This is a genomic window from Sphingomicrobium sp. (assembly GCA_036563485.1).
In the GTDB taxonomy this organism is placed as follows: Bacteria; Pseudomonadota; Alphaproteobacteria; order Sphingomonadales; family Sphingomonadaceae; genus Sphingomicrobium.
Window position 1 is genome coordinate 833,805 of sequence record DATCMI010000001.1, and the last position, 18,779, is coordinate 852,583.

15 protein-coding genes are annotated in these 18,779 nt (G+C 65.3%); 4 read left to right on the plus strand and 11 right to left on the minus strand.

The window, feature by feature from the left end; genetic code table 11:
- The first annotated feature begins 2 nt into the window (after positions 1–2).
- Positions 3–1,061, plus strand: coding sequence for a 5-(carboxyamino)imidazole ribonucleotide synthase (locus tag VIL42_04385; GenBank protein ID HEY8592087.1), 1,059 nt, complete (start codon positions 3–5; stop codon positions 1,059–1,061).
- On the opposite strand, the gene VIL42_04390 is transcribed toward VIL42_04385, so the two are convergent.
- The 10 genes from VIL42_04390 to VIL42_04435 form a co-directional block, all read right to left on the minus strand.
- The gene (locus VIL42_04390) at positions 1,058–3,844 is read right to left on the minus strand and encodes a pitrilysin family protein (protein HEY8592088.1); all 2,787 of its coding nucleotides are present in this window, start codon (positions 3,842–3,844) and stop codon (positions 1,058–1,060) included. The two genes, VIL42_04385 and VIL42_04390, sit on opposite strands and share 4 nt — an antisense overlap.
- Positions 3,845–3,956: 112 nt before the next feature.
- Positions 3,957–5,966 carry an acetyl/propionyl/methylcrotonyl-CoA carboxylase subunit alpha gene (locus tag VIL42_04395; protein ID HEY8592089.1) on the minus strand — a complete coding sequence of 670 codons (2,010 nt, stop codon included), beginning with the start codon at positions 5,964–5,966 and terminating at the stop codon, positions 3,957–3,959.
- Positions 5,948–6,811, minus strand: a complete 864-nt coding sequence (locus VIL42_04400) for an alpha/beta hydrolase-fold protein (protein HEY8592090.1) — start codon at positions 6,809–6,811, stop codon at positions 5,948–5,950. Before VIL42_04400 ends, VIL42_04395 begins: the two co-directional genes overlap by 19 nt.
- Complete coding sequence (locus VIL42_04405; GenBank protein HEY8592091.1) at positions 6,808–7,176, minus strand: hypothetical protein; 369 nt, start codon at positions 7,174–7,176, stop codon at positions 6,808–6,810. Before VIL42_04405 ends, VIL42_04400 begins: the two co-directional genes overlap by 4 nt.
- On the minus strand, positions 7,173–9,317 hold the full coding sequence (gene scpA / locus VIL42_04410; protein ID HEY8592092.1) for a methylmalonyl-CoA mutase: 2,145 nt from the start codon (positions 9,315–9,317) through the stop codon (positions 7,173–7,175). Before scpA ends, VIL42_04405 begins: the two co-directional genes overlap by 4 nt.
- Positions 9,318–9,356: 39 nt before the next feature.
- On the minus strand, positions 9,357–10,061 hold the full coding sequence (locus VIL42_04415; GenBank protein HEY8592093.1) for a hypothetical protein: 705 nt from the start codon (positions 10,059–10,061) through the stop codon (positions 9,357–9,359).
- Between the two features lie 23 nt (positions 10,062–10,084).
- On the minus strand, positions 10,085–10,504 hold the full coding sequence (gene mce, locus VIL42_04420) for a methylmalonyl-CoA epimerase (protein HEY8592094.1): 420 nt from the start codon (positions 10,502–10,504) through the stop codon (positions 10,085–10,087).
- On the minus strand, positions 10,501–10,944 hold the full coding sequence (locus VIL42_04425) for a hypothetical protein (GenBank protein ID HEY8592095.1): 444 nt from the start codon (positions 10,942–10,944) through the stop codon (positions 10,501–10,503). The genes mce and VIL42_04425 overlap by 4 nt, the downstream gene beginning before the upstream one ends.
- On the minus strand, positions 10,938–11,399 hold the full coding sequence (locus VIL42_04430) for an OsmC family protein (GenBank protein HEY8592096.1): 462 nt from the start codon (positions 11,397–11,399) through the stop codon (positions 10,938–10,940). The genes VIL42_04425 and VIL42_04430 overlap by 7 nt, the downstream gene beginning before the upstream one ends.
- Positions 11,396–12,922, minus strand: coding sequence for an acyl-CoA carboxylase subunit beta (locus VIL42_04435; GenBank protein HEY8592097.1), 1,527 nt, complete (start codon positions 12,920–12,922; stop codon positions 11,396–11,398). The genes VIL42_04430 and VIL42_04435 overlap by 4 nt, the downstream gene beginning before the upstream one ends.
- A gap of 180 nt (positions 12,923–13,102) precedes the next feature.
- On the opposite strand from VIL42_04435, the gene VIL42_04440 reads away from it, so the two are divergent.
- The 3 genes from VIL42_04440 to VIL42_04450 are packed head-to-tail and all read left to right on the plus strand — an operon-like array spanning position 13,103 to position 17,651.
- Complete coding sequence (locus VIL42_04440; protein ID HEY8592098.1) at positions 13,103–14,317, plus strand: glycosyltransferase family 1 protein; 1,215 nt, start codon at positions 13,103–13,105, stop codon at positions 14,315–14,317.
- A complete protein-coding gene (gene glf / locus VIL42_04445) occupies positions 14,314–15,483 on the plus strand; it encodes a UDP-galactopyranose mutase (GenBank protein ID HEY8592099.1) in 1,170 nt (389 codons plus the stop codon). The genes VIL42_04440 and glf overlap by 4 nt, the downstream gene beginning before the upstream one ends.
- Positions 15,484–15,488: 5 nt before the next feature.
- Positions 15,489–17,651: a family 1 glycosylhydrolase gene (locus tag VIL42_04450; protein ID HEY8592100.1), complete on the plus strand. Its 2,163-nt coding sequence runs from the start codon at positions 15,489–15,491 to the stop codon at positions 17,649–17,651.
- Here the strand turns inward: VIL42_04450 and VIL42_04455 are convergent.
- Positions 17,617–18,723 (minus strand): hypothetical protein, encoded by a 1,107-nt coding sequence (locus VIL42_04455; GenBank protein HEY8592101.1) that lies wholly within the window; start codon positions 18,721–18,723, stop codon positions 17,617–17,619. The two genes, VIL42_04450 and VIL42_04455, sit on opposite strands and share 35 nt — an antisense overlap.
- Positions 18,724–18,779 lie beyond the last annotated feature (56 nt).

Here is an 18,779-nt window from a genome sequence, read left to right on the forward strand (position 1 = left end):
CCGTGATCGAACCGGGATCGACGATCGGCATAATCGGGGGCGGCCAGCTCGGCCGCATGCTCAGCGCCGCCGCGGCGCAGCTCGGTTACAAGTGCCATATCCTCGATCCGAATGAGAACAGCCCGGCCGCGCAGGTGTCGGCGCATTTCACTCGCGCGGCTTACGACGATGTCGATGCGCTGCGCAGCTTCGCCGACCAGGTCGATGTCGCCACATACGAGTTCGAAAATCTACCCGTCGGGCCGCTCGAAGTTCTGCGCGACAAACTGCATCCGGGCACGAAATCGCTGGCCATCGCTCAGGACCGAGCGCGAGAAAAAGAGTTCATCGAGCAATGCGGCGCGCGCGTAGCTCCGTGGCGCGCTGTGTCGTCGCTGGACGACGTGCGCGCCGCCGTTGAATCGCTCGGAACGCCGGTCGTCCTGAAAACCCGCCGCTACGGCTATGACGGCAAGGGACAGGCCTGGGTCCGCGCCGCAGCCGACATCGAAGAGGCGTGGACGTCGATCCGCGAAGAACCCGCGGTCGCCGAAGCCGGCGTCGACTTCGCCGCGGAATTTTCAGTCATTGTCGCTCGTTGGGCTGATGGCTGCCACGCTGTGTGGGACTCGGCGGAGAACGAGCATCGCGACGGCATTCTTCGGCGCTCGACGGTTCCGTGCAGCGGAGCGGTCGCCGCGCAGCTCCGGGCAGCGCAGCAAGCCGCAGTCGCGATCGCTGAACAGCTCGGCCATATCGGCGTCCTGACCGTCGAGTTCTTCGCGGGCCGGGACGGTCCGATGGTCAACGAGATTGCGCCGCGCGTCCACAACAGCGGTCACTGGACCATCGAAGGCGCCGTCACGTCGCAGTTCGAACAGCACATCCGCGCGATCTGCGGCCTGCCGCCGGGATCGACGGCCCTCGCCGGCAGCCGCGCGGTGATGGACAACCTCATCGGCGACGACGTGAACCGGTGGCGCGACCTCGTCGCCGATCCGCAGAACCACGTCCACCTCTACGGCAAGGGCGCGCCAAGCCCCGGCCGCAAGATGGGCCACGTCACCCGCGTCGAGCTTTAGGGCACCTCGACCGTTTCGATCGGCATGCCGAGCTTTTCCAGCTGGGGCCGGATCTTCGCTTCGTCGCCGACCACGACCCAGGTGAAGCCCTTCGGATCGAGCACTGCTCGCGCCGCCTGGTCGAGCGAGGCGGCGGTCTGCGCGCGATACTTCGCGGGAAGCGTCTCATAATAATTGTCGGGCCGTCCGAGCATGTCGATGTTCATCATTGCGTTGAGCACCGCGCCGGAGGTCTCGAATTGACCTGGCAGGCCGCTGACATTGTTGGCGACCGTCCGCTCGAGCTCCGCCTGGGTCACGCCCTTGTTGCTCAGGAATGCAACGATCTGGCTGTTCAGCTCGGCGATGGCATCGCCGGTGCGGTCCGCCTGGACGGGCGCGGAGACCGTGTACGGCACCGCGTGCAGCAGCACGTTCTGGCCGCCGTTGACGCCATAGGACCAACCCTTTTCCTCGCGCAGGCTCATGTTGAGCCGCGACAGGAAGGTGCCGCCGAGTACGTCGTTCGCCGTGTCGAACGGGATGATGTCGCCCTTCGGATCGATCGGCAGCAGCTGCGCACCGACGATCGTCGACTGCGGCGCTCCCGAACGGTTCACCAGCAGGATCCGCGGCGCCGACGGGCGCGGCGGCGGCGCGATGAAGTTCTTCACCGGCTTCGGTCCAGCCGGTGCCGCCCAAGTGCCGAAGCGCGCCTCGAGCAGCGGCTGGATTTCCGCCAGCGGGCGATCCGAGACGACGAAGATCTTCACATTGTCGGGCCGCATCCAGCGTTGTTTGAACCCGATCAGGTCATCGCGGGTGAACTTCGCCGTCGCTTCAGGGTCGCCCCCTGCCGGCGAGGCATAGGGATGGTCCTTGCCATAAAGGACCAGCGGCACGACGCGCCCGGCGACCTGCTGCGGGTTCTTCCGGATCTGCGCGATAGCGGTCAGCCGCTGGTTGCGGATCCGCTCAATGTCCTCGGCGCGGAACGCCGGGTCCATCAAAGTATCGCGAAGCAGGTCGAGCGACGGTGCGAGGTTCGGCGACAATGCGTTGACGGAGACATAGGCGCGGTCGGCGCCATTGCCGGTGCTGACATTCGCGCCAAGCCGCTCCTGGGCCTCGGCGAACGCCTGCGCCGTCAGGCGCGTTGTGCCTTCGTCCATCAGGTCCATGACCATCGCCGAAAGGCCGCGCTGCTGCGGCGCTTCGGCCGAACCGCCGGCGTCGAACGCAAGCGCGACCTGGGTCACTGGAACGGCGGTGCGCTGCGCATAATCGATGGCGATCCCGTTCGACAGGCGCGCATGGACGATGTCGGGGAAGTCGAGCGCCGCCGTCTGGCCGACGGGCGGGATCTGGCGATTGCCTTTGACGGAGCCTTCCGACTTGGCCTGCGGCGGCTTGGCAACCGCTTTCGCCTCCGAATAGGCTTCGCGCTCGCCGGGAAGCAGGCGAATGGTGAGCGCCGGACGCTTGAGCCACTGCTGCATCGCGCTGCGCACTGCCGCCGGCGTGATTGCCGCGTAGGACGCCAGCGTCTTTTTATAGAAGTTGCTGTCCTTGGCGTAGGTCTGGCCCTCCGCAAGCGACACGGCCTTGCCGCCAAAACCGCCGACCTGCTCGAGCCCGCGGATGCGCCCGGAGACCTCGCTCATGACCGCCCGCTGCACCTCATCGGTGGTCGGGCCTTTGGCGACATAGTCGGCAACAATCTCGTCGAGGCGCTTCGCCACGATGGCCGGATCCACGCCCGGCTTCACCGACGCCGTCACGGTGAAGATGCCGACGCGGTGGTATGGAATCAGTTGCGACACCACGCCGACCGCGAGTTGCTCGTCGCGCACCAGCAAATTGTCGAGGCGCGAGCTGGACAGGCCGCCGAGCACCGACGCACCGATGTCGAGCGCCGCAAGGTCCTTCGACAGCAGGCCCGGCACGGCCCAGTAGCGCTGGATCTGAACCGTCGCAACCTGGTCCTTCATGTCGATCGACTTGGCCTTCGCCAGCGTCGGCACGGACGCCGTGGCTGGATTGTTCACCGGGCCGCGCGGGATCGAGCCGAAATGCTTCTCGGCGAGACGCCGCACTTCCGCCGGCGTCACGTCGCCGGCGACGACGACCACCGCATTGTTCGGGCCATATTTGTCGTGAAACCACTTTTTGACGTCGGCGAGGCTCGCGGCGTCGAGGTCTTCCATCGAGCCGATGGTCGTGTGGTGGTAGGGGTGCCCTTCGGGAAACAGGTTCCCGTACATCGCATATTTGACGAGGCCGCCGGGGCTGCTGTCGCCTTGGCGCTTTTCGTTCTGGACGACGCTGCGCTGGTTATCGAGCACGCCCTGCGTCACCGCGCCGAGCAGGTGGCCCATCCGGTCGCTTTCCATGAACATCACGCGCTCGAGCGCGGCGGCAGGGAAGGTCTGGAAATAATTGGTGCGGTCGCTGTTGGTGGTGCCGTTGTAATCGGTCGCGCCGATCTGCTGCAGATATTCGAAATAGTCGCCCGGGAGGTTCTCGGTGCCGTTGAACATCAGATGTTCGAACAGATGGGCGAAGCCGGTCTTGCCCTTGGGCTCGTCCTTCGCACCGACATTGTACCAGACGCTGAGCGCGGCGACCGGCGCCTTGTGGTCCTCATGGACGATGACGGTCAGCCCGTTAGCCAGCTTGAAGCTCGTGTGCGGGATCGACACCTGCTTCACCAGCGTGGAGATCGGCGCTGCCGGCGCCTGGGTCTGGGCGAATGCGGGCGGCGTCAGGACGGTCGCGGCGGCAAGCAAGGCAAGCGTGCTCATGTGGCGCATCAGCGTGAACTCTCCAGAAAATCAGTTTTCAGTGAAGACCTTAATCGCCGCCCATGAAGGCGCAAGCGGACCTTGGCGTCGGTCGAGACTTTTCGACGAGCGGCTATTCGAACTCGACGATCACCTGGTCGACCGCCAGGCTGTCCCCCGCCTTCGCGGGTGTCGCCTTGACCGTCGCTGCCTTTGGCGCGCGAAGGATGTTCTCCATCTTCATCGCTTCCATCACGGCGATCGGCTGCCCCGGCTCGACCTTGTCGCCCACTGCGACGTCGAGCTTGGTCAGCAGCCCCGGCATCGGCGCAAGCAACAGCCGCGACAAGTCCGGCGCCGGCTTTTCGATCATGTGGTGCGACAGCTCGGCGACGTGCGGCTGAAGCACCTGAACCTTGTGGCTCGCGCCGCGCGTCTGAAGCTCCCAGCCGCGGCCCGCGCGCCGCACCTGCACCGTGCGCTCGCGCCCGTCGATGGTGACGGCAAGCAGCCGCTGTCCCGGCGCCCAACGCCCGACGATGTCGATCGGCCCCTGCCCGTCGAGCACCGCCAGCGTGCCGCCCTTGTAGGGCTTGATGCGCACGCGATGCTCTTGCCCGCCGACCTTGACGACGCGCTCGCAAGGCATCTGCGGCGCCGCCCCGAGTTGATCGCTGATCTCGCAGGCGCGCTCGTCGCTGATCACCGACGCCATGCCGGCGATCACCGCCAGGTCGCCGACCAGCTGCTCGTCGGCCGGAGCGCCTTCGAACCCTTCGGGATATTCTTCGGCGATGAAGCCGGTGGTGATTTCGCCCGATCGGTAACGCGGATGCTGCATCAGCGCGGAGAGGAAATCGACATTGTCGCTGATGCCGTCGATCACGAACTGGTCGAGGGCGTCGGCCTGCGCGTCGATCGCGCCTTCGCGCGTCGGCGCCCAGGTCACCAGCTTGGCGATCATCGGGTCGTAGAACATGCTGACTTCGCCGCCCTCGAACACGCCGTCGTCGACGCGCACCACGCGATCCTCATCACGCTTCTCGATCGATGGCCGGTAACGCACCAGCCGCCCAGTGCTCGGCAGGAAGCTGCGGTACGGGTCCTCGGCATAGACGCGCGTTTCCACCGCCCAGCCGTTCAGCTTCACATCGTCCTGCGTGAGCGCCAGCTTCTCGCCGGCCGCCACGCGGATCATCTGCTCGACGAGGTCGAGGCCCGTTACTTCCTCCGTCACCGGATGCTCGACCTGGAGCCGCGTGTTCATCTCGAGGAAGTAGAAGCTCTGTCCCGTCGTATCCGCGCCGGAGACGATCAGCTCGACGGTCCCAGCCGAATAATAGCCGACGGCCCTGGCAAGCGCGACGGCCTGCTGGCCCATCGCCTGGCGCATCTCCGGCGTGACGAACGGCGACGGCGCTTCCTCGACCACCTTCTGGTGGCGGCGCTGGATCGAGCATTCGCGTTCGCCGAGGTAAAGGATGTTGCCGTGCTTGTCGCCGAGCACCTGGATTTCGATGTGGCGCGGCTGCTCGATGAACTTCTCGATGAAGACGCGGTCGTCGCCGAAGCTGTTGAGGCCCTCGCGCTTCGTCGCCTCGAAGCCTTCGCGGACGTCCTGTTCGGAATAAGCGAGGCGCATGCCCTTGCCGCCACCGCCCGCCGACGCCTTCATCATCACCGGAAAGCCGATGTCCGTCGCGATCTTCACGGCTTCGTCGGTGGTCGCGATGTCGCCGAGATAGCCCGGGACGACATTGACGCCCGCTTCCTTCGCGAGCTTCTTGGATTCGATCTTGTCGCCCATCGCCGCAATGGCGTTTGGCGGCGGGCCGATAAAGGCGATGCCCGCTTCTTCCAGCGCTTGGGCGAAGCTCGTCCGCTCCGACAGGAATCCGTAACCGGGGTGAACCGCTTCGGCGCCCGTCGCCTTGCAGGCGTCGATGATCAGCTCGGCCTTCAGGTAGCTTTCGCTCGCCGGCGGGGGACCGAGTCGCACCGCCTCGTCGGCCATGCGCACGTGGGGCGCACGCGCGTCAGCGTCCGAATAGACGGCCACCGTCTTGATCCCCATGCGCTTGGCAGTGCGGATGACGCGGCAGGCAATTTCGCCGCGATTGGCGATCAGAATCTTGGAGAACATGGAACCTCAAAGCCGAACTCGGGCGGTGCCGGTTCAGCGGCTGGGAGGAGAAATTGCAACATCTGGGGCGCCAGCTGCTGGTAGATCGTCGCGTGCGTCAGGTCCGCGCGCTTGTTGAAGCACAGCGATTCCTTGGCTGCCGGGACGCGCGCCAGGATACGGTTCACTGCCGCTGGTTCTTCCGCCTGTTCCTTGGCGATCGCCAGGTAGAGCGGATGAGCCTTCTGCGCCGCGCCGATCTTCCCTGCCGTCTTCGAAAGCTTTTCCTTGTCCCACCACAAGCTTGGGTCGATCGCGCCATAAGTGTCGAACAAGCCTGGCTCCGTCATGTACGTCTCGACGATGAAAAGGCCGGCGAGCGACTCCCCGACAACTGCGTCGCGTCCATTGGTGCGGTACGACCGCTCCACGAACGGCTTCACTTCATCGCGAATGAAGGCGCGAAACGCCGCCGACGAACCGGCGGTCGGATATTTCTTCAGGAGCTCGGGGTCGCTGGTCGGCCCGGTCAGCTCCTTGCGACGATCCTTGGTCGCGATGCCGACGATGATCGCGTCCGCCGAGCGACCCCAGAGCCCGCCATTCTGCGCGACCGCGGCAATGTTCAGCAGGTCCTGATCGACCCCGCCGTCCAGCAGGTAGAGCACGGGATAGCGCTTCGCAGGATCCTTCCCGTAAGCAGGGGGAAGGACGACGTTCACCGTCCGGTTCTCGCCAAGCGGCTTGGAGGACAATGTGAACGAAGAGCCGAGCACGATCGGTTCGGGAGGGCCGACGGGCTGCGGCAAGGGCGGCGAAGCACTTGCCAGGGCGGCGGCGATCAGGGCTGCGGGCAATGTAATCAATTGAGTTTGTCCATCCACATATAAGCGAACATGCCGACACCCATGCTGAGCAGCCCGACACCGGCGAGCAGCCAGCGATCCAACGACCTCGGAAGAGGTTCGCCCTTGTAGCGAGCGATTGCGATGATGGTTGCCGTCAAGGCACCGATCGCTGCCGACGTGCCGAGCGCGACGGTAACCATGACAATGTTGCCGAGCTTCACGTCGGCCAAGTTCACGCCCTCGCTGAGCGTCAGCACACCGCCAAGCGCGAGAATGCCAAGCGTCGTCAGGAATTTCGACAGGTCGTAGAGGAGCGCTTCGCCATATTGCGCCGGCGCGGCCTGCTCCGCCGGATAGAGCGTCTCGTCGCTCTGCTCGATCATTCTGCGGCCTCGTCCAGCTCCTCGCCCGGCGGCGGGCGGTTATGGCCGAGCAGGCGCAGCACTTCATCGGCGGCATCGGCCAGGTTGGTGCCGGGGCCGAAGATCGCCTGCACCCCGGCCTGGCGAAGCAGCGCATAATCCTGCGCCGGGATGACGCCGCCCGCCACCACCTTGATGTCCGCTCGGCCCATGTCGCGCAGGGCGTCGATCAGCTCAGGGATCAGCGTCCGGTGCCCTGCAGCCAGCGACGAGGCGCCGACCACGTCGACGTCATTGTCGATCGCCATCTGCGCGCTTTCACGCGGGGTCTGGAACAGCGGCCCGGCGATCACTTCGAAGCCGAGGTCGGCGAACGCCGAGGAGACTAGATTGGCGCCGCGATCATGGCCGTCCTGGCCCATCTTGGCGACCATGATGCGCGGCTTGCGTCCGAGCCTGTCGGCGACGCTGCGGGTCCCTTGCTCCGCCGCTTTCCACCGGCCGTCCCGCCGCGCCGCGCCGTAGATGCCGCGCACCGGCTCGGGCTTGGTGCCGTAACGGCCGAACGCCTTTTCGAGCGCGTCGGAAATCTCGCCCAGCGTCGCCCGCGCACGCGCCGCTTCGACGCTGAGCGCCAGCAGGTTGTCGCTGCCCCGCGCGCCTTGCTCCAGCGCGTCCAGTGCTGCGCGCAATGTGGCCTCATCGCGGCTCGCGCGGACCTGTTCGATCCGCGCAATCTGGCCCGCGCGAACCTCTGCATTGTCGACTTCGAGGATATCGACCTCCGGCTCGTTCTCCAGCCGGTAGCGGTTGACGCCGACGATCACCGTCTCGCCCGTGTCGACCTTGGCCGCGCGCGCGGCGGCCGCTTCCTCGATCCGGCGCTTGGGCAAGCCTTCTGCGACGGCCTTGGTCATCCCGCCATGCGCCTCGACTTCCTGAATCAGCGCCCAGGCGCGCTCCTCCAGTTCGCGGGTCAGCTTCTCGACATACCAGCTTCCGCCAAGCGGATCGGCGACGGCGGTGACGCCGCTTTCCTCCGCCAGGATCAGCTGCGTGTTTCGAGCGATGCGCGCGCTGAAATCGGTCGGCAGCGCGATTGCTTCATCGAAGCTGTTGGTGTGCAGCGACTGCGTCCCGCCGAGCACTGCGGCGAGCGCCTCGATCGTGGTGCGGACGATGTTGTTGTACGGGTCCTGCTCGGTCAGTGACACGCCGGATGTCTGGCAGTGCGTCCGCAGCCGCTTGGACTCGTCCTTCTGCGCGCCAAGATCGGTCATGATCCGGTGCCAGAGCGTGCGCCCGGCGCGCAGCTTCGCCACCTCCATGAACAGGTTCATGCCGATGCCCCAGAAGAAGCTGAGGCGGCCGGCGAATGCGTCGATCTCGAGCCCTTGGGCCATCGCCGCGCGAACATATTCCATGCCGTCGGCAAGCGTGTAGGCGAGCTCCTGCACCGCCGTCGCTCCGGCCTCGTGCATGTGATAGCCGCTGATCGAGATCGAATTGAACTTCGGCATTTCGCGCGACGTGTAGGCGATCACGTCGCTGACGATCCGCATGCTCGGCTCGGGCGGGTAGATGTAGGTGTTGCGAACGGCGAACTCTTTGAGGATGTCGTTCTGGATCGTGCCGGTTAGCTTCGCATGATCGACGCCCTGTTCTTCTCCAGCGACGATAAAGAAAGCCATGACCGGCAACACCGCGCCGTTCATGGTCATGCTGACGCTCATCTGGTCGAGCGGAATGCCGTCGAACAGCAGCTTCATGTCCTCGGCCGTGTCGATCGCAACGCCCGCCATTCCGACGTCGCCCGCGACGCGCGGATTGTCGCTGTCGTACCCGCGGTGGGTCGCGAGATCGAAGGCGACGCTCAGCCCCTTCTGCCCGGCGGCGAGGTTGCGGCGGTAGAAAGCGTTGGATTCTTCGGCGGTCGAGAAGCCCGCATATTGGCGGATGGTCCACGGCCGCCCGGCGTACATGGTCGCGTAAGGGCCGCGGGTGAACGGCGCGACGCCGGGATAGCCGCTGTCGATCCCTTCCGCGTCTTCAGGTCCATAGACGTTGGCGAGGCGAATGCCTTCGACCGTTTCCCGGGTCAGGTCCTTGCCCCGCGATTCCTTCTCCGCGAGCTTTTTCCAGTCTGAAGGCTTGTCGGTCACGGGCGCTGCCCTAGCGCGCGGCGGCAGGCGCTTCCAGCCTCACCTGAGCCCCAGCGTGAAGCGAAGCCCTTCCTGCAGGCTCGCTTCATCCACTTCATGCCCGCCTTCGAACGGCTTGAACCGCACGCGCGCGCCGCCGCCATCGAGCTTCGAAACGAGATCCCGCTCGGCGAAGGTGAAGGGAAGCACGGAGTCACGCCGGCCGTGCGCAACGAACACGCGCTGCCCGGCATATGGACCTGCCTCGGTGACGAATCCCGGCGACATCGCGAAGACGCCGCGGAACAGTTGGGGATTGGCGAGCCCGAGCGACAGCGCATAGCTGGCTCCATCCGAAAAACCGCCAATGGCGATGCGGCTGCGATCGATCGGCGTGCTGGCGAAAAGCTGCGCGAGCGCGGCGTCGATCCGCTGCACGTCGGGGCCGAAGTGCCTGCGCCGGGCCACGTCCCAAGTGCTTGCGGAGGATTGCGGCGCGAGGATGATAAAGCCCATCCGGTCGGCGAACGGCCGGAACTGCTCGAGGAACCGGCGCCCGTTGCCGCCTGCCGGGTGAAGCAGGACCAGCAGCGGCATCGGCCCGCTCGCCGCGGCCGGACGATAAGCGACTGCGGTGCCGCCGATGTCGCTGACGCCCGCAGGCAAGTGCTGCGCCGCTGAGGTCGGCCGAGCGCGCAGGTAAGGCGAATCCTGGCCGGCAAGCGCCGGCGTCGCGCTGAGCAGCGCCGTGGAGGCAATAATCAAGCGGCCGACGCTGAACATCGGGCTTAGTGCGCGCCTTTCGGCGTCTCCATGATCTCGGTCAGGACGCCGCCCATGTCCTTCGGGTGGACGAAGAAGATCGGCGTTCCGTGGGCGCCGGTGCGCGTCGGTCCGAGAATGCGCGCGCCCTTGCTTTCGAACTCGCCGCGCGCGGCTTCGATGTCCTCGACCTCGAAGCAGACGTGATGCTGTCCACCCAGCGGGTTCTTCTCCAGGAACTTGGCGATCGGGCTTTCGGGTCCAAGCGGCTCGATCAGCTCGATCTGGCTGTTCGGCGCATCGACGAAGCAGACGCGCACGCCCTGCGCCGGAAGGTCGAACGGCGCGCCATGCGGCTCGGCCCCGAACATCATCCGGTACATGTCGAGGCTCTGCTCGATCGAGGGCGTCGCAACACCGACGTGGTTCAGGCGGCCTAGCTTCATGTTCCGTACGTCCCTTCCGCGATCCGCCGGTACAGCTGGATGCGCTCGTCCAATTCGCGCTCGTAACAATCAGTTATGCGATCGGAGACGAAGCTGTTCGAGCCGCCGCCAATGGCCCCAACCGCCCGGCAATTGCTGGCGATGAAGCGCAGCCAATCGCGATGCGCTTCGGCGAAGTGGCGCGGGTCGAGCCGGCTGTCGTGCCGTCCCCATTTTGCCATGCCCGCGCGGACCGAGGCCAGTGCTTGCAGATAGAGGTTCCGCACCAGCCGGTCCTTCGTTTCTACGCGTCTGCCGACGCAGCGGCGCTGCGCCACCGGACTGATGGTGGAGCATTCGCCGGCAGCAGGCGAGGCGCGGCTCGGCGCCTGCCCCGTCGCCGCCGCGGACAAGTCCAGCGAAGCGAGCGCAAGCGCGCTGCAAAGCAACGGCCTCAGCATTCGATTCTAATGTCCGTGGTTACCGAATTGGCGATGAAGCAGGCTTCGTGCGCCCGGTGGTGAAGGTCGGCGATCGCGGCTTCGCCGGGCTGGTTGTCGCCGCCCCAAGTGACGCGCGGGCGGAGCGTGACTTTGGTCATCGCCATCTTGCCGTCGGCGCGCTTCTCCAGCACCCCTTCCGCTTCGTCGACATAGGTATCGACCACCCATCCGTCCCGCCGCGCCAGGTCGACGAAGAACAACATGTGGCAGGACGACAAAGACGCGACGAACCCTTCCTCCGGGTCGACGCCGGCTGGGTTGCCCCACGGCTCGGGCACGATGTGCGGGCTCGGCCCCGCCGGCAGCGTCACGCCGCCGTCGAACGCCCATTCGTGGGCGCGGCTATACTGTCCCTTGGCGAAGTCGCCGTCGCTGGTGCGGGCCCAGCGGATGGTGGCGGTGTAGCTGGTCACAGCGGGATGTTGTCGTGCTTCTTCCAGGGGTTTTCGAGCTGCTTGTTGCGCAGCTTGCGCAGCCCCATCGCTACCCGCTTGCGCGTCGAATGCGGCATGATCACCTCGTCGATGAAGCCCTTGCTCGCGGCGACGAACGGATTGGCGAAGCGTTCTTCATATTCGCGTGTCTTTTCCGCGATTTCTTCCGGCGTCCGGCCGCGGAAGATGATCTCGACCGCGCCCTTGGCGCCCATCACGGCGATCTCGGCGGTCGGCCAGGCATAGTTCAAGTCGCCGCGCAAATGCTTGGACGCCATCACGTCATAGGCGCCGCCATAGGCCTTGCGCGTGATCACGGTGATCTTCGGCACAGTGGCTTCGGCATAAGCGAACAGCAGCTTGGCGCCGTTCTTGATGATACCGTTATGCTCCTGCGCGACGCCGGGCAGGAAGCCGGGAACGTCGACGAAGGTGAGGATCGGGATGTCGAACGCGTCGCAAAAACGCACGAAGCGCGCCCCCTTCTTCGACGACGCAATGTCGAGCACGCCGGCGAGCACCATCGGCTGGTTAGCGACGACACCCACGGTTCGGCCCTCGATGCGAATGAAGCCGATGATGATGTTCGCCGCATGCGCCGGCTGCAGCTCGAAAAAGTCGCCGTCGTCGGCGACTTTCCGGATCAGCTCGTGCATGTCGTAGGGCGTCGTCGCGCTCGGCGGGATCAGGGTGTCGAGGCTCTCCTCGACCCGGTCGACAGGATCGTCGCTCGGGCGCTCCGGCAGGTCGTGGCGGTTGGAAAGCGGCAGGAAGTCGAAGAATTCGCGCGTCGCGAGCAGCGCGTCGATGTCGTTCTCGAAGGCGACGTCGGCAACGCCGGACTTCGTCGTGTGGGTGACCGCGCCGCCCAGTTCCTCCTGCGTGACCACTTCGTTGGTGACCGTCTTCACGACATCCGGGCCGGTCACGAACATGTAGGAGCTGTCTTTCACCATGAAGATGAAATCGGTCATCGCCGGTGAATAGACCGCACCGCCCGCGCACGGGCCCATGATCAGGCTGATCTGCGGGACGACGCCGCTGGCAAGCACGTTGCGTTGGAACACTTCGGCATAGCCGCCGAGGCTGGCGACGCCCTCCTGGATGCGGGCGCCGCCTGAATCGTTGAGGCCGATCACCGGAGCACCGACCTTCAGCGCCATGTCCATGATCTTGCAGATCTTCTGCGCGTGGCGCTCCGACAGCGACCCGCCGAAGACGGTGAAATCCTGCGCGAAGACATAGGTGAGTCGGCCGTTGATCGTCCCCGATCCGGTGACCACCCCGTCACCCGGGAACTTCTGCGTCTCCATGCCGAAGTCGGAGCAATTGTGCTCCACGAACATGTCATATTCTTCGAAGCTGCCGGGATCGAGAAGCACGCTGAGCCGCTCGCGAGCCGTCAGCCGGCCCTTCGAATGCTGCGCTGCGATGCGCTTCTCGCCGCCACCCATGCGGGCCGCTTCACGCCTCTTTTCAAGCTCTTCGATGGTCGTCGCCAAGGGCCTGTCTCCTGTCGGGCCGCTCTTCCACGAGCCGTTCATCGGGTCAATCGCTCGGTTGGGCGCTGTTGCACCGCACAACGCCCGATTCCTGCCTAACCTCGATCAAGGTTACGGAACCGGAATGCCTCCGGGATTGTTCATCCGCCAGCAAGCCACAATTAGGAGGTAAGAACAAACATGCTGACTCGCGTCGGGGTGCCAGTGGAGTACGCAGCCGAGCCCTCGGCGCCGGATCCCGAACCCACAACATTGCTGTGCTTTTCGCACTTGCGGTGGAATTTCGTGTTCCAGCGTCCGCAGCACCTGATGAGCCGCTTTGCGCGCGAAATGAACGTCATCTTCTGGGAAGAGCCGGTCGATATCGCCCGCGGCGAAACCGCTTACCTCCAGGTCCGAGAGGCGGCGGACGCGCAGAATGTCCGCGTCGCCGTTCCCCACCTCCCCGAAGGCATGCCGGAGGACGCCCGCGAAGCGACGCTGAAGCGCCTGCTCGACGCCCACCTGGCCTGCGTGAAGGGTTCGCTGGTCGCCTGGTACTACACGCCGATGATGCTTCCCTTCTCGAAGCACATCACGCCGGACGTCACCGTCTACGACGCGATGGACGAGCTTTCGAAGTTCAAGTTCGCGCCGGAACATCTGCTCAGCTATGAGCAAGAGCTGATCGACCGCGCCGACCTGGTCTTCACCGGCGGGTCGAGCCTCTATGAAGCGAAGAAGGGCCGCCACCACAGCGTCCATTGCTTCCCCTCGTCGGTCGACCGCTGCCACTTCGCCAAGGCCCGCGCCAAGGCGTTCGACCCGGCGGACCAAGAAGATCTGCCGCGTCCGCGCCTCGGCTTCTACGGAGTCATCGACGAGCGCTTCGATATCGAGCTGCTCGACAAGCTCGCCCAGATGCGGCCGAACTGGTCCTTCGTCATGGTCGGGCCGATCGTGAAGATCAGCGACGAGGACCTGCCGAAGCGCGGCAACATCCATTATCTCGGCGGCAAGACCTACGAGCAGCTGCCTTGCTATTTGTCTGGCTGGGATGTGGCGTTGATGCCGTTCGCGATGAACGAATCGACGGAGTTCATCTCCCCGACTAAGACGCCGGAATATCTCGCCGGCGGCCGCCCGGTGGTCTCCTCGCCGATCAAGGACGTGGTCCGCCATTACGGCCATCTTGAAGGCGTGAAGATCGCCTCGACCGCAGACGAGTGGGTCCAGGCCTGTGAAGAAGCGCTCGTGCTCGCCAAGAACCCGGAAAGCGGCTGGCTCGGCGAAGCCGACCTGCTGCTCGCCTCGCAGAGCTGGGACATCACCCAGGCGCGCATGAGCGGCCTCATTGCCGACGTCCTCGGCATCCGCAGCGGGGCGAATCCCGCGCTGATGGTGGCCGCGGAATGAGCAGCCAGGAACGCGGCACCAGCCGCTACGATTATCTGATCGTCGGAGCCGGTTACGCCGGCTCCGTTCTTGCTGAGCGCCTGGCATCGCAGCACGATGCGAAGGTCCTCATCATCGATCGCCGGCCGCACATCGGCGGCAACGCCTATGACGAGCCGGACGCGGCCGGGATCCTCTACCACAAATACGGACCGCACATCTTCCACACCAACAGCGAACAGGTGTGGGAATATCTGTCGCAGTTCACGGAGTGGCGCCCGTACGAGCACAAGGTGCGGGCGGTCGTCCGGGACAAGCTGGTGCCGATCCCGATCAACCGGACGACGCTCAACGAACTGTTCGGCCTGAACCTGCAGTCCGACGAAGAAGCGGCGGAATATCTCGCGTCGCGCGCCGAGCCGGTCGACGACATCCAGACGTCCGAGGATGTCGTCATCAACGCGGTCGGCCGCGAGCTCTACGAGCTGTTCTTCCAGGGCTATACGCGCAAGCAATGGGGCCTGGACCCGAGCGAGCTCGACAAGCAGGTGACCAGCCGCATCCCGACCCGGACCAACACCGACGACCGCTATTTCGGCGACAAGTTCCAGGCCATGCCGCTTGAGGGCTACACCAAGATGTTCGAGAACATGCTCGACCATCCGAACATCGAAAAGCGGCTCGGCACGGACTATCGCGAGGTCAAGGACCAGGTCGATTACGATCACCTGATCTTCACCGGTCCGATCGACGAATATTTCGATTTCCGCTTCGGCAAGCTGCCGTACCGGAGCCTGAAGTTCGATCACCAGACGCTGGAGCAGGAGCAGTTCCAACCGGTTGCGGTGGTCAACTATCCGTCGCCCGACGTGCCCTACACGCGCATCAGCGAGTATAAGCACCTGACGGGCCAGGAATCGTCGGTGACGACGATCACCTACGAATATCCGTCGGCGGAAGGGGATCCCTATTATCCGATTCCGCGCCCGGAGAATCAGGAGCTGTTCAAGAAGTACGAGGCGCTCGCCGACGAAACCGAAGGCGTGACCTTCGTTGGCCGGCTGGCGACCTATCGCTACTACAATATGGACCAGATCGTCGGGCAGGCGCTCGCGACCTTCCGACGCATGGACGAAAAGAAAAACAAGAGGGAGCGGCCGCAACCGACAGCGGTCGCGGCGGAGTAAAGCCGATGACCGCTTCACCGCTGGAGCTGTGGGGCGGCATCGAATGCTCGGTCGTCCGCATCGGCGACGAGTTCCGCAACCAGGTAGTCGAGACCGGCCATGCTGCGCGCATGGCCGATCTCGACGCCATGGCCGAAATGGGCGTCAAGGCTGTCCGCTACCCGATCCTATGGGAGACGGTGGCGCCGGAAGTCCCGACCGAGCTAGACTTCAGCTGGCACGACAAGCGCCTCGAGCGGCTTCGCGAGCTCGGCATTCGCGTCATCGGCGGGCTCATCCACCACGGCTCCGGGCCGCGCTACACCGACTATCTCGATCCCAAATTCCCGGACCTGCTGGCCGATTATGCCGGCAAGGTCGCGCGCCGCTATCCGTGGATCGACGCCTGGACGCCCATCAACGAGCCGCTGACGACCGCGCGGCTATCCTGCCTCTACGGCCACTGGCACCCGCACAAGAACGACATTGACTCGACCTTCCGGGCGACGGTCATTCAGTGCCAAGGCATCCTTCGCGCGATGAAGGCGATCCGGCACAGCATCCCCGATGCCGAGCTGATCGTCACCGAAGATGTCGGCAAGAGCTTTTCGACGCCCGAGCTCGCCTATCAGGCCGAGCATGAAAACCACCGCCGCTGGCTCAGCTTCGACCTGCTCACCGGCCGTGTCGTTCCCGGCCACCCGTTATACACTTGGTTGCGCAACCGATGCGCGACGGAGGAGCAGCTCGCCGAACTGGCGACCGGTGAAGGCACGCCGAGCATCATCGGCTTCGACCATTATCTGACCAGCGAGCGGTTCCTCGATCACCGCGTCAAACGCTACCCCGATGTCGCGCCCGGTTCGAACGGCAAGGACACTTACGTCGACTTGGAAGCCGTCCGAATTGCGCGCCTGCGCCCGCAGCTCGGCCACGCGCCGCGGCTTCGCGAAACGTGGGAGCGCTACAAGCTGCCGATTGCCATCACCGAGGTCCATCACGGCTGCTCGCGCGAAGAGCAGGTGCGCTGGCTCCACGAGGCGTGGCGCGCGGCCGAGGCCGAACGCAAGCGCGGCGCCGACATTCGCGCAGTCACCATCTGGGCGCTGTTCGGGATGGTCGACTGGCGCTCCGTCCTGACTCGCCGCGACGGCATCTATGACGTCGGCGCGTTCGACACCCGCGGCGAGACACCGCGCCCGACAATGGTCGCCAAGGCGGCAGCGAAGCTCGCGCGCGGAGAGAAACTGGCGCATCCGGTGCTCGACCTCCCCGGCTGGTGGCGCCGCCCGGGCCGAACCCACAGCCGCCGCAAGTTTGAAATGCTCCCCAGCGACTGCAGCAAGTTCCGGCCGCTGCTGATCACCGGTGGCACGGGCACGCTTGGCAAGGCGTTTGCGAAGATCTGCGCCCATCGCGGCCTGCCCCATGTGCTGACCACGCGCGCGGACCTCGACATCACCGACGAGGCGTCGATCGCCGCGGTGATCGAGCGTCACAAGCCGTGGGCCATCATCAACACAGCGGGCTTCGTCCGGACCTGGGAAGCCGAAGAGAAATATGACGAGTGCATGGCTGCGAACGCGATCGGGCCGGAGCTCCTCGGACGCGCTTGCCAGGCCGCGGGCATCCCGCTCGTCACTTTCTCGTCCGACCTGGTGTTCGACGGCAAGGCGGGGCGCCCGTACGTCGAGCCTGACAAGCCGACCCCGGCCTGCGCCTACGGCCGCAGCAAGGCCGAGGCCGAGCAGCGCCTGATGGCGATCGATTCCGACGCGCTAATCATCCGCACCAGCGCCTTCTTCGGACCGTGGGACAAGTACAATTTCCTGTTCGACACGATCGAGAAGCTGCGGCGCGGCGAGGAAGTCGTGGCCAGCGACCGCACCTATGTGTCGCCGACCTACGTCCCCGACCTCGTCCACGCGACGCTCGACCTCCTGCTCGATGGCGAGACCGGCATTTGGCACCTGACCAACCAGGGCGCGGTCAGCTGGCACGAACTTGCCAAGGAAGCGGCGACCGCTGCCAACCTGGACCGGAGCAAGATCCGCCTCGTCCGCGCGGCAGAGGATGACGAAGAGGCCGACACCAGCCTGTCGAGCAAGCGCGGTCTTCTCCTCCGGCCGCTCGACCAGGCGCTCAGCGATTTCGTCAGTTCGAACGAGGCGCTTCGCGCGTCTTTGTAGGCGGCGGCGGCGGCGCCGCGAGGTCCCGCAGATGCGGATAGCGCGCCTCCATGATGGATTTGCTCTCCGGAATGCTGAGGTGGATCAGCGGTGCGCTGCCGCAGCGCTTGCGCAGCTCGGCCACCATCGGCGCGTCCTCGCTGATCCCGATCGGCCCGGCCCAGGTGAAGCTTTCGCCTATGCGGCCAAGGTGACGCGGCTCGCTCGTGCGGGTGCGCAGCGCGAGATAGCCCTGCCGGTCGACGTACAGGCCGACCTCCCGAGGAAAATAAGCGAGCGACAGCTTGCCGCTCGGGACGCCGTTCTCGACGAAGAAGCAGCCGTCCTTCAGCACGATTCGGCCGTGAAAGCCGGCCATGTGGATCATCCCAAGCGCGCGGTCGCCGTGGGGAAAGATGCGAACGCCCGCGGCCGCCGCAGGATCGACCTCCGGGCCCACCGCCGAAGCCGTGAACTTGAGGTTGAGGAATTCAGGCAGCGTGCTCCATCCGTTGCGCCGAGCGATCGCCGCAAACTCTTCCTCGCTTACGACCATGTCGATGTCGGCCGTGCCGCGCCGCGCGTTCATGCCGTAGCCGGTAACCAGCCGCTCCTCGCCGAAGCGCTCGATCCACGGCTGCGCCAACCGCTGCAGCTCGCCCCGCGTGTAGCGTGAGCTGCGCGCCTTCACGCGCGGGCTGCTGGTATATTTCGCGAGCGTCTTTTGCGGGTCGCGCTTGAAGTAGAGCACATAAGCCCAGTCCGGCCTGTGGATTAGCTCCACGTCGGTATAATTGCCGCGCTCCTTCTTGCGGATCTCGGCCATCAGTCGCTCGAACCTAGGGCGGAACGCCTCCTGCTCGCGCATGCGCTTTGCCGCTTCCGCGTTCGAAACGCCGGCTAGCTCCGCATAATAAGTGCGTTCGTTCTGCAGCTTGCGTGCTTCGGGCGGCGGAGCCGGTGAGACCGGCGCCTCGCCGATCGACCAGAAGCCCGAAGCCTCCACCTTGGCGCCGAGCGGAGCGGCAACCGGCTGCGGCGGGGCGCCGCCAAAACCCAGGGCTGCAATGGCAGTCATGATCAGGCTACGCATACTGTCCTCCGGCTGAACCTTAACGCAGGTTCGAGCTTTCTCACTGCTGAAGGAGA